The 10,643-nt window shown below is 37.2% G+C and carries 12 protein-coding genes and 1 pseudogene; 8 read left to right on the top strand and 5 right to left on the bottom strand.

Annotated elements, in window-relative coordinates; genetic code table 11:
• Positions 1-242: 242 nt before the first annotated feature.
• On the bottom strand, positions 243-527 hold the full coding sequence (locus IV55_RS09845) for a hypothetical protein (protein ID WP_057811738.1): 285 nt from the start codon (positions 525-527) through the stop codon (positions 243-245).
• Between the two features lie 1,131 nt (positions 528-1,658).
• Here IV55_RS09845 and mobV point away from each other — a divergent pair.
• The 3 genes from mobV (at position 1,659) to IV55_RS09830 (ending at position 5,082) form a co-directional block, all read left to right on the top strand.
• On the top strand, positions 1,659-2,906 hold the full coding sequence (mobV, locus tag IV55_RS09840; protein WP_057811737.1) for a MobV family relaxase: 1,248 nt from the start codon (positions 1,659-1,661) through the stop codon (positions 2,904-2,906).
• Positions 2,907-3,407: 501 nt separating this feature from the next.
• A complete protein-coding gene (locus IV55_RS09835; protein ID WP_057811736.1) occupies positions 3,408-4,562 on the top strand; it encodes a RepB family plasmid replication initiator protein in 1,155 nt (384 codons plus the stop codon).
• A complete protein-coding gene (locus IV55_RS09830) occupies positions 4,555-5,082 on the top strand; it encodes a helix-turn-helix domain-containing protein (RefSeq protein ID WP_057811735.1) in 528 nt (175 codons plus the stop codon). The genes IV55_RS09835 and IV55_RS09830 overlap by 8 nt, the downstream gene beginning before the upstream one ends.
• Before the next feature lie 353 nt (positions 5,083-5,435).
• Here the strand turns inward: IV55_RS09830 and IV55_RS10435 are convergent, their stop codons facing one another.
• Both IV55_RS10435 and IV55_RS09820 read right to left on the bottom strand, forming a co-directional pair.
• Positions 5,436-5,831, bottom strand: a complete 396-nt coding sequence (locus IV55_RS10435; RefSeq protein WP_162260749.1) for an integrase core domain-containing protein — start codon at positions 5,829-5,831, stop codon at positions 5,436-5,438.
• 114 nt (positions 5,832-5,945) lie between these two features.
• Positions 5,946-6,356 carry a GtrA family protein gene (locus IV55_RS09820; protein ID WP_057811734.1) on the bottom strand — a complete coding sequence of 137 codons (411 nt, stop codon included), beginning with the start codon at positions 6,354-6,356 and terminating at the stop codon, positions 5,946-5,948.
• Positions 6,357-6,871: 515 nt separating this feature from the next.
• Here IV55_RS09820 and IV55_RS09815 point away from each other — a divergent pair.
• The 3 genes from IV55_RS09815 (at position 6,872) to IV55_RS09805 (ending at position 8,771) form a co-directional block, all read left to right on the top strand.
• Positions 6,872-7,447: an AbiV family abortive infection protein gene (locus IV55_RS09815; RefSeq protein ID WP_057811733.1), complete on the top strand. Its 576-nt coding sequence runs from the start codon at positions 6,872-6,874 to the stop codon at positions 7,445-7,447.
• Between the two features lie 35 nt (positions 7,448-7,482).
• Positions 7,483-8,073: a site-specific integrase gene (locus IV55_RS09810; RefSeq protein WP_057811732.1), complete on the top strand. Its 591-nt coding sequence runs from the start codon at positions 7,483-7,485 to the stop codon at positions 8,071-8,073.
• 140 nt (positions 8,074-8,213) lie between these two features.
• Entirely contained in the window at positions 8,214-8,771 is a 558-nt protein-coding gene (locus tag IV55_RS09805; RefSeq protein ID WP_057811731.1) for a recombinase family protein, read from the top strand.
• Positions 8,772-8,814: 43 nt separating this feature from the next.
• Here IV55_RS09805 and IV55_RS09800 read toward each other — a convergent pair whose 3' ends face one another.
• Positions 8,815-9,612: an IS3 family transposase gene (locus IV55_RS09800; protein WP_237756175.1), complete on the bottom strand. Its 798-nt coding sequence runs from the start codon at positions 9,610-9,612 to the stop codon at positions 8,815-8,817.
• Between the two features lie 51 nt (positions 9,613-9,663).
• Positions 9,664-9,906, bottom strand: coding sequence for a transposase (locus IV55_RS09795; RefSeq protein WP_004912700.1), 243 nt, complete (start codon positions 9,904-9,906; stop codon positions 9,664-9,666).
• A gap of 67 nt (positions 9,907-9,973) precedes the next feature.
• Between IV55_RS09795 and IV55_RS09790 the strand changes: the two are divergent.
• Positions 9,974-10,174: pseudogene (locus tag IV55_RS09790) on the top strand (DinB/UmuC family translesion DNA polymerase); the annotation flags it as partial.
• Between the two features lie 81 nt (positions 10,175-10,255).
• The gene (locus IV55_RS10215) at positions 10,256-10,483 is read left to right on the top strand and encodes a hypothetical protein (RefSeq protein ID WP_225425868.1); all 228 of its coding nucleotides are present in this window, start codon (positions 10,256-10,258) and stop codon (positions 10,481-10,483) included.
• Positions 10,484-10,643: the final 160 nt, after the last annotated feature.

Raw genomic sequence — 10,643 nt, 5'->3', positions numbered from 1 at the left:
TTCCATTCCAAAAGTACTAGGCCCTAATTTAAAAAGCCATTGATAATGGATCAAAAACGGCCAATAGGGTATTATTAATTTAACGAATTAACATAATGTCGCTTATGCCAAGTTAAAAGCGCCAAACCTTAATTTAATAGGGTTCGGCGCTTTTTCTGTGATCTTAATTTGTGAATTTGGCTCAAATAAATTGGTCTAGCTCTCATAAGCCCCACACCAAGGCGTTTGCCCTTTGTGAAATTTTAGTCCGTGAGCGGTTTATGAGACGGCTGTTTGTGCTTTTTGCGGAGGCGTAACCGGACCACCAATTTGTGTTGAGCGACTTCCTCATCAGACAAGGTTAACTTCTCATCAATCGAGAAAGAGGTCGTTTTGTAATTTTTGGCCAGGACAACCGCATAAACGGCTTGGTCAATCTGTTCACTTTGTTCTGGTGTTAAGGCAAACGTATATTGCTTTTCGCCATACAAAATCGTTTTATCAGGGGCTAAGCGCGTAAAGCGACCTTTAATCGCATTGTAAGTCATATATTCCTCCTTGATCGTAAATCGCTTGATAGCAACCTTAAAATGATTTATTTAATAAAAAATGCCATTTAATGGCAAATATTTATTATCAAATTTTCATTATTACATTGATTTTTACACGAATATTATTTCGCTGTAACCCTACGCCCCGTAAGCATGAGGAGGGTTTACCTGTCGGTTTATTTGTAAATTTAACCCCCCTATTAGTGATTTGGGGGTTAAAGAATTTTTTTGAAGCGTCTTTAATTGTCAAAAATAACAGTCTAGCCATCATACTATCAGCGTCACTGTATTTTAAAGTGGGCCACCAGGCTTGCCCAGCGTACTGGCGCAAGCCTTTGAACCAGCAGAGCTGTTTCATGGCAGTTATTGTTTATAATTATACACTGTCTTGCCCTGAAAGGAAACTTGCTTCAAAAAAAGACAAACAAAAAGAGCTGGTGTTCCTACGCACTAGCCCTTTTTACTAGAGAGGTTAGTCTCCATGTACTTTTTCCTATTAACATTATAACATCATATTATTGGTATTTCAAAACATGCTATACTTAAAAAGCTGTTGTTTCCTACTATACTGCAACGGCAAGGAGGTTTAGACTCCATGATTTACTTTTTTCAAGAACTCACACAATTGTTTAACGCAATCTGTGTTGCTGTTGTGACGTTCGCAATTAAACGTCATTTTGATGATCTTAATGATCGTTAAAATAATGTGGGCACCTTAAGGGTGCCTTTTTGTTTGCTTTTATTGTATAACACCTATTAATTGCGATAGTCCACTACAATTTTTTTGTTATTATACACTTACGTTTACAGATTATTTTAATGTGGTTAAGCTGACATCAGCTTGCCCCGCGCGGGTAGCGTTCTGCATGACATGCTCCCGATGAAATCGACCATGCAATGGTAAATTGCCCTGTCATGGCGTGACCCGCCGGAGGTTTTACAAGCCGGATAAGTGGCGCTGTAAAATAGCAGTTTCCCCAGTACGAAGGGGAAAAGCTACGGTCATCGCTTGTCGATGACGTGCCTCGCAGAGCCTGTCCAAAATATTATTTTGGTATAACAGGCTATACCAGATTTTTAACGATGTTATACTGGTCTTGGAAAACCTTTTTCGAGGAGGCATTTTTGATGGCGCATTTAAAGAAAAATACGCGTGGTTCAGTTCCCGGTCTAGCCGTTCATTTTGAACGTCAAACTGACCATCACACCAACAAAGAAATTGATGTGTCGAAATCCTATCTGAATCAAGATCTCATGGCGGATGGTTCTGATATGCTTTCACGCTTCAATGAGCGTTTAAATGACGTTTATTGCATGAAAAGAGACGATGTGAAGGCGTTAGCAACTTGGATTGTCACTTTACCTGAAGAACTCGCAGAAGCGCCCTACGAGCAACAGAGCGCCTTTTTTGAAGCAACCACCAATTTTCTTAATGAACGTTATGGTCAAGAAAATGCCGTGGCCGCTGTCGTGCATTATGATGAGACCACCCTTCACTTGCACTATGCCTTTGTCCCAGTGGTTTTTGATGATAAAAAATCACGTTATAAAGTATCCGCTAAAGAAGTGCTCACGCGGCAGGATTTGCAAACTTTCCACGAGGATTTAGACCAGCATTTAAAAAAGGTGCTGCCCTTTTATGAACAAGGGGTTTTAAATAACAAAACCTTACCGTTTGAGAATGTCGCTGAAATCAAAAAATACAACGATCAGTTTAATGCCTTAAAAACGGAACTAGCCGATATTGAAGACAACATTCGTGCGAAACAGGCCGTACTTAAAATCACGGATCAAGCCTTAACAGAAGTAAACTTAGCCGAAAAACAAATTGATGCCTTTAAACAAGCCTTATCTAAAAACCTCTTTGGTAAGACGGTGCTTAAACCTGATGACTTAGATCGCTTTAAAAGTGTGTTAGCCACGATGAAGAAAGCCACCTTGCAAAGCCAGCATGAGACGGAAGAACTCAAGCAAACGTTAGGACAAGTCAAAGCGCAATTAGCTGACATCCAAGCTGATTATCAAAACCTAAAAGAAACGCATCAAGCGCTACAGAAGCGGCAACGAGAACAGCAACGAGAACAGCAACAGCTAGATTATGCCATGCGTGACATGCTTAAAAATGATTATGGTGTCAACCAACTATCCCATACTGATGTGGAGGCCCGGTATGTTCTTTATAAGCTGGATCATGAAGAACTCACAAAAAATAAAAAAGTAGCCCAGTCCTGGTTAAAAACACTGACGACAGCTAGAGCAGATCCGGATACCAAAATAGCGCCAACTAGATTAGATCAAGGGATTGAACAAGTTAAAGCATTAATCAATCGGATCATTGAATTAACGCGTGATCTTTTTAAAGGACCCAGTCTCTAACGTTAAACCGGCTTATTTACCCTTCTAAGCGTTTTTAGCTACGAAGCGTATGAATGATCATTAACCAAGTTAAAATGGCTCTATTGGCTTAATAAGTGGTAATTATGATATATAACTAGGAAAGGAACCTATCCTTTAAAATAATTCAAAAAAGAACACCCTGTACAAAATTTATGTACACCGTGTTCTTTTGTTTTGTTTTTTATTGAATCAATAAAAAGGCGAAGCCTATTATAAGTTTATCTTTTATATTTTTAATCTTTTGTTCTTTTGCGTGGTTATAAATTCAGTAATATCAAGGGTTTAATAGGTAATATAGCGACAAAAAACTATGCATATAGCGACAAAAAACTATGCATATAGCGACAAAAAACTATGCATATAGCGACTTTTTAAAATATTTTGTCGCTATATAATGTTATAATAAAAGCATAAAGAATTTCCCGACTAAAAGTTTTTCTTTATGCTTATCCAACAACACGCCTAAAGGAGCGTATTTATATGTCTATTATACCAGAATCAAAGACAAGGCAGGTACAGACCTTGAATGAATTATCAAAACGGAAAGTGGTTGAGCATAACAGTTTAATTACATCCATTGCCAAAATGGATAAAACACCGCTTAAAATGTTCGAATTAGCTGTTTCTCTAATTGATACAGAAAATCCACCGAAAGACCAGACAGTTTATTTATCCAAGCAAGAGTTATTTGCTTTTTTTAACGTGGATGATAGTAATAAACATAGTCGTTTTAAAGAAGCAATTGAAAAAATGCAGAAACAAGCATTTTTTAAGATAAAAAATGCCAAAGAAAAGGGATATGAATTTGAAAGTATTGTGCCTATCCCTTATGTTAAATGGGCTGATTATCATGATGAAGTAACTATCCGATTTAGCCCCGAAATCATGCCTTATTTAATCAATCTAAAAACCAATTTTACGCAACATGCCTTATCAGATATTGCAGAATTGAATAGCAAGTATGCAATCATTTTGTACCGTTGGTTATCAATGAATTACAACCAATATGAGCATTACAGCGTTAAAGGTGGGCGAAGAGAAGAGCAAGTGGAAAGTTACCGTAATCCGATAATCACTATTCGGGAATTGCGCGACATGACCGATACGGTGAGTGAATATAAAAAGTTTACTGATTTTGAAAGAAGAGTATTAAAAGATCCGATTAAAGAAATCACAAACCATACCAGCTTTAATGTTACGTATGAAAAAGTAAAAAAAGGACGCAGCATAGAGAGTGTTGTCTTTCATATCACTAAAAATCAAGTCGCAGATGATATTAGTTACAAGTTAGATGATCCCGTTTATATTGACGGTAAGATAAGACAAGAAGAAAGTGAAAAAGACCTCGTGTATGAAGCTATGAAGAGTCCATATACAAAATTGCTGATGGAACATTTCTTGTTGTCGTATATTGATTTGACGGATACGGCTATTTTGTCAGGGCTACAGAAAAATGTTTATCCACTCTATGACGAATTAAAAGAGTTACGTGGTTTAAAGGGCGTGAAAGAACACTTAGCATATATCAGAGATAAACAAGATGACTATTCGAAAAAGAATATTGCTAAGTATCTTAAAAAATCGATTGAACAGTATCTACCAATCGTTAAAAGGCAGGATATAGATCATGAGTGAAAATTTAAAAACAATTCGAGAAATCGCTGATGAATTGGGTGTTTCAAAGCAGGCTATATGGCAAAAGATAAAAAGAGATACGTCAATCGATTTACGTCAATTTACATCAACAAAAGGCAACACTGTTTACGTTGATGTTGATGGTCAAAAGGCTATTAAATCAATGTTCTCAAGCAATTCGTCAACAAGAGACCGTCAACAAAAAGATGATGTTGACGACAACAAAAAAGATGATGTTTATGAACGAGATGAAGTGAAATTCCTTCGAAATTTAGTATCAGAAATTCAATCTGAAAAGAAAGAGTTACATAAGTTACTAGATCAGCAACAACGGCTAGCCTTACAGGACAAACAACTGCTCGAAGAATATAAGGCAGAAATTAAGGACTTGAAATCCTTAACGATGACACCGCATGATGATGGTGAAAAAGAAGTGACGTCAGACAAACAACCGGAACCTGAAAATAGCACCCCGGAGTCACAACCTAAACCGAAAAAGTGGTGGCGTTTTGGTAAATAGTTACAACTAAAAAGAAAAGAAGACTAGTTAAATGGCGGAAGGCGCTGATGTCAAGATTATGGACAGGTTTTTTCGGCACCGCAAGGTGCCGCTACCCCGAAAAATTTTCAAAACCCGGATTTCAGCCTAAAATGGCGTGATTTCTGGGTGTTTTTGTAGGCGGAACAGGACTCAGCCCTGCCGTTGAGAGAAAACGAGTGGTATAGATTGTGAACCGGCCGGATTTCACAAGTTGTAGCGTGCGGTAAATAAGCCTTCACAAGGCGAATTTTTGAAATTCACAAGTGACGGCTTATAAACTGTGTCGTACCGGCTGGTGCCGATAATCGAGATTAAGTAAACCAGACATTGGTCTAGGTGGTCTGAAGCCAATCAGTCCGTGAGTTGATGCGACTGTTGTTGTACCAGTTCACGTACCACTCGACAGACACCCGGACATCATCAATGGTCCTGTACTCTTCGTGATAAATCATTTCGCGCTTGATGAGCGAATGGAAGCTCTCGATACGAGCATGATCGTAAGGATGACCCTTACGGGAGTAAGAGTGATTTATTCCAGAGTTTTGTAATGCGTTTACGTCAGCTTGCGTCCATTTTTCACCGTCCACTTCGTGGACTGTGTACAATTTGACCCAGTTACGGATTGAATCGGCCGAAGGCCCGTATTCAGCGGCTAGTTCAGTGTAAGAACGCCCTTGGTTGTGCATCTCGACAAGAGATTGCTTAAATTCTGGTGAATATCGAATCATATAAAAAATGCTCCTCTGCTATTAGTTTACAGGGCAGAGAAAAATCTGTCCGTAAATCTAGCATAAGAGCAGCGTTCACTATTAAATCCTTATATGCCTTTAATTTTTTCACGCCTATATTTTCCTTGTATTTTTAAAAACAATTAGCTTACTGATTACGTAATTCAAAATAATAACCACAATGTTATCAATGATTTTCCAGATAATAGGGTCTTGATCCAAGAGTTGAACACCGAACCAAATTATCAGCATCTCGACAATTAATGTTGCCAGTCTTGCCAACATAAAAGAAATAAATTCGCGTAGTAGTTCGATATTTGTGCTTGCTCCAGAATTGAATACCCAAACTCTGTTTGTTAAGTAAGCGACAATTACAGCCAGTAACCATGAAACAACAACGGCAACTTGTACATTTATTCCGATTAGCAACATCAATGCATACGATACAACGTTAATAATTGTGGTGGTTACTCCAAAAATACCATATAAAATAAGTGCCTTATATTTCTCGAATATAGAAAACATACGTGATTGCTCCTTTTTAGTAAACAAAATAGAGGATGTAATTCCTTACGACCCCTATTTATTCAGGTCATTATATTATATTAACCCCACATGTTGTGCTTGATGCGGAAGTCTGTATATGTCTTAATCCACTTACCAATCGTACGCATGATTTTCCCTCCTGATAATAAATGCTCGTAACCCACAATGTGAATTGCGTAACATATCATATCACTTATTAAATATACTTGTTTAAAATGAATAGTTTTAAGTTCTTATTTTCAACATTTATAATCTTTAATCTATAGTCTTTAATAATTGTTTTATGGTTTACGAAATGTGTTTCATGTATACCAAAGGCAGTTAACATAACATCGATTATTCAGATATGAACTTATTTAGGGACTATAATTATATTATAGCCCCTATGGAATCCTATTAAAAAAGCCCCTTTTATCTATCCAGTAAATAAAAGGGGCTGTTTTTAATTTAAATGATATAATAGATCCAAATTACTTTTATGGGGAAAATAAAATATGAGTACTGATAATAGGACACATTTTAATATTGCAGATACGATTAATTTTAATAGCGCAATTGATCATATTGTTGAGTTACTAAATAATTCCTTTGTACTACTACAAAATAATTCATATGGCAGCTCTGCTTTCTTCGCTATAACTGCACTAGAAGAAACAGCTAAAACGCACTTTTCTATGTATATGGCACATGACCTATCTATGAAAAAGAATAAAGATATTCTAATGAATCACGCTAAAAAACATTCTTTAGCAATATCTCCTGTGTTTAAAATAGGCGATCGCTTATCTAATGCTTTAGGTATTGAAAAAGTAGATGAACTGGTATTACGTGTAAATCAAAAAAACGGATTAATGGATTTACGAAATAATGCTATTTATTGGTACACAGATACAGATGGTACCCACTTTCCAAAGGATTACTTTGATAAAAATATGGCTATCGAATTATTATTATTTTCAATTGAGTCATTTGATGACAGCTTGGTTGGCTATACTGATTACAGCATAACTGCAAGTCACATGACTGATGATTTATTCAAGTTAGCCGAACAGCAATACGCAAAAAAATAATAGTATCTTTCAGAACTCATAAGGAATGAAATTATATGGTTCAACAAATCGTCCTTCCGATTAAAGACTCTAACGTCTTAAAAATGGTGCAAGACACCTTACTAGATAGTTTTCGGGCTGGTCGCCGTAACTACACCATCTTTCAAGTCGGCAAAGCCACCCTGCTACGGGTGAGTGATGTCATGACGTTAAAGAAATCAGATATCTATAATCCGGATGGCTCCGTTAAAAACACGGCCTTTATTCATGATAAAAAGACGGGTAAAGCGAATACATTGTATTTAAAGCCAGTCCAACAAGACTTGCTGAAATATCATGATTGGCTGGTCCAAGAAAACATCAATTCGGATTGGTTATTTCCTTCAACTACCCATTCAGACCGTCATATCACTGAGAAACAATTTTATAAGGTGATGGCACGAGTTGGTGATCTATTAAGTATCAACTATCTAGGCACTCACACTATGCGTAAAACAGGCGCTTATCGCGTTTATACGCAATCAAACTATAATATTGGCTTAGTCATGCACTTATTGAATCATTCGAGTGAGGCTATGACGCTTACTTATCTTGGATTAGATCAAGCAAGCCGAGAAACAATGTTAGATCAAATTGATTTTGGTTAAACTCATTAGCTATAACTTGCTCGTATGTCATGACATTAAAAAAGCGCAAAATACTTATAAGTATTTTGCACTTTTTTAATGTCATGACATACTTGTATTTACATAATGCAATTTAGTTATGCAATTTTATGAGGTGAAATATGGCGGTTTATGGCTATGCTAGAGTGTCTACTGCTGGACAATCTTTGAACGAACAAAAGGATACTTTAAAAAATTCTGGTGCTGAAATTATTTTAAGTGAAAAATATTCGGGTACAACTACATCACGACCACAATTTGAAAAACTCGTCAATCTGATTGAACCTAATGACACATTGATTGTCACCAAGTTAGATCGCTTTGCTCGTAACACACGCGAAGCATTAAATTTGATTGATGATTTATTGAAAGAAAAAATAGTGATTAAGGTATTAAATTTAGGAACGATTGATAACACGCCAATGGGTCGTATGATTGTTCGGACATTATTGTCGGTTGCGGAAATGGAACGGGACATGATTATCGAAAGAACTCAAGCCGGTAAAGTTTTTGCTAAACAACATAACCCTAATTATAAAGAGGGCAGACCAAAGCGTAAAAAAGATAGCCGTAACACAGCAATCTTTGAATATTCTCAAACGCATACGATAAAAACCACCGCAGAGGCTTTCAATATTTCCGCTAGGACAGTTCAATATATCAAAAATCTATTTAGTTAAGATGGATTATGTTAATTTACTACCTAATTGTACTTATCAAGTACTAACTTAAACTGGAGAATCTGGATAATCCATGTTTCTTTTTTTGTATGATATAAAAGTGCACTTCAGTTAATGTTTGGTATGCCTTCAGATACACCTCTTCACGCTTCAATATTGAATGAAACGCTTCCATACGGCCATTATCGTACGGATGGCCTTTGAGTGAATATGAATGTTTCAAGCCATAATTTTGGCATTTAATATTAAACTCAGCACTCGTGTATTGTGACCCCATATCTGAATGAATAATTAATGGCTTTCGATGCTTATCTAAAGCCATCTGTAAGGCACTTCTGGCTAGCTCGGCTGTCGTTGTATCGCCAATTTTATAGCCCAATACTTTTCTCTTCTCAGGATCCAAAACGGTCGCTAAATAGACCCATTTGTGGTTAGTCAACTGAATATAAGTGATATCTGTTTGCCAAACACCGCTCAAATCATGCAAGTGTCTAATCAGATTGGGTTTTTGATCAATCGTCACCACAGTTTTTGGTTTGCGATAACGTTTTTGCATGCGGGATTTAATCCCTTCTAATTCACGCATCAATTTGAGTGTCATATACTCAGATACTTTCGGACCGTCAGTTTGTTGACTATAAGCAGCAATACGACGATAACCATAAAATTTAAAGGTTTTCCAAACGTCTAAAATATAAGGTTTCAGGGATTCTCTACGCTTTGCTTGTCGACTGGGCTGCCAATGGCGCCAGTTGTAATAGGTACTAGGTTTGATTTTAAGTGCACTTAAAATACGCACAAGCGCGTAGCCTTGTGCTAAAAATTGGTTAACTAGCGGCAATTCCACATTACGGACTATTTTTTGGCTATTAAGATGGCCGCTCAATGCCTGTCAGGCTATGCGTGATAAAATTTCGTTTTCTTCCTCCAAAATAGCGAGGCGCTTCTCTAGTTGCTTGACGTCTTTTAACGTCTTTGACTGACCCTTGATCATGATTGGGGTAGCTTGTTTAACCCAAATAGCAATAGAATCTTTCGACGGACCAAATTCTTCTGCTAATGATTTAAGTGAACGGCCTTCTTGGTGAAGTTTAACCAATGAATCTTTGAAATCTTGTGAATAACGAATTGACATAAAAATACTCCTATACTTTCATTTTACGGACTGCATAAAAATAGTCCATTTTTTAGTATAAGAGCACATGTGTGATTACACGCAGGCAAAGGAGATTAAAGTCGTGCTTAGCAAGATTGCTGATCAGGTTGCTGGCAGACTTCGTCACCATCAAGTACAAGGTAAAGTGGTTAGCGTTGGGATTGATTATGCTGATGCAGAAGAAGCGGGCACCTCCGGTTTCGGTGTGCAAATGAAGATTGATCCCACAAACCACACTGACGATTTGAGCCCAAAAAAACGTCCGCACGTCCAACCGTACAATTCTTGTCCGGACCATTGACATTCTTGCCGAACGATTTGGCAGGTCATGCATGAATTAGGCATTCAATCGACTATGTATCGCAAACGTCCTAAAAAGCCTACAACCAATACTGACACGTCGCAGAAGCCTAATTTAATGAGACATCTAGCTGATTTATCTGGGGTCGTTACCACTGACATCACCTATATTCACCTGATCAATCAAAACTGGGTTTATCTCGCAACTTTGTTTGTCGTTCCTCGGTCACATCAAAACAAAACAAAACACTGGTAAAAGACCTGATGATGCGTGAATTTAAGAAATAACCAAGTGCCTTCGTCAGAACGTAACTTCTTTTGTCCGGCCTATTGACATTCTTACCGACGTAGAGCCAAATAAAGACCCTGAAGAATAATAATATTCTTCAGGGTCCTCTTTAAATAATCTATATTCG

Source organism: Furfurilactobacillus siliginis (assembly GCF_001437435.1).
Lineage (GTDB): Bacteria > Bacillota > Bacilli > Lactobacillales > Lactobacillaceae > Furfurilactobacillus > Furfurilactobacillus siliginis.
This window is presented reverse-complemented; position numbering and strand designations above follow the sequence as displayed.

Excerpts from the sequence above, each read along its gene's own strand:
- IV55_RS09845 (WP_057811738.1), bottom strand. The coding sequence starts at position 527 with ATGACTTACAATGCGATTAAAGGTCGCTTTACGCGCTTAGCCCCTGAT.
- mobV (WP_057811737.1), top strand. The coding sequence starts at position 1,659 with ATGGCGCATTTAAAGAAAAATACGCGTGGTTCAGTTCCCGGTCTAGCC.
- IV55_RS09835 (WP_057811736.1), top strand. The coding sequence starts at position 3,408 with ATGTCTATTATACCAGAATCAAAGACAAGGCAGGTACAGACCTTGAAT.
- IV55_RS09830 (WP_057811735.1), top strand. The coding sequence starts at position 4,555 with ATGAGTGAAAATTTAAAAACAATTCGAGAAATCGCTGATGAATTGGGT.
- IV55_RS10435 (WP_162260749.1), bottom strand. The coding sequence starts at position 5,831 with ATGATTCGATATTCACCAGAATTTAAGCAATCTCTTGTCGAGATGCAC.
- IV55_RS09820 (WP_057811734.1), bottom strand. The coding sequence starts at position 6,356 with ATGTTTTCTATATTCGAGAAATATAAGGCACTTATTTTATATGGTATT.
- IV55_RS09815 (WP_057811733.1), top strand. The coding sequence starts at position 6,872 with ATGAGTACTGATAATAGGACACATTTTAATATTGCAGATACGATTAAT.
- IV55_RS09810 (WP_057811732.1), top strand. The coding sequence starts at position 7,483 with ATGGTTCAACAAATCGTCCTTCCGATTAAAGACTCTAACGTCTTAAAA.
- IV55_RS09805 (WP_057811731.1), top strand. The coding sequence starts at position 8,214 with ATGGCGGTTTATGGCTATGCTAGAGTGTCTACTGCTGGACAATCTTTG.
- IV55_RS09795 (WP_004912700.1), bottom strand. The coding sequence starts at position 9,906 with ATGTCAATTCGTTATTCACAAGATTTCAAAGATTCATTGGTTAAACTT.
- IV55_RS10215 (WP_225425868.1), top strand. The coding sequence starts at position 10,256 with ATGCATGAATTAGGCATTCAATCGACTATGTATCGCAAACGTCCTAAA.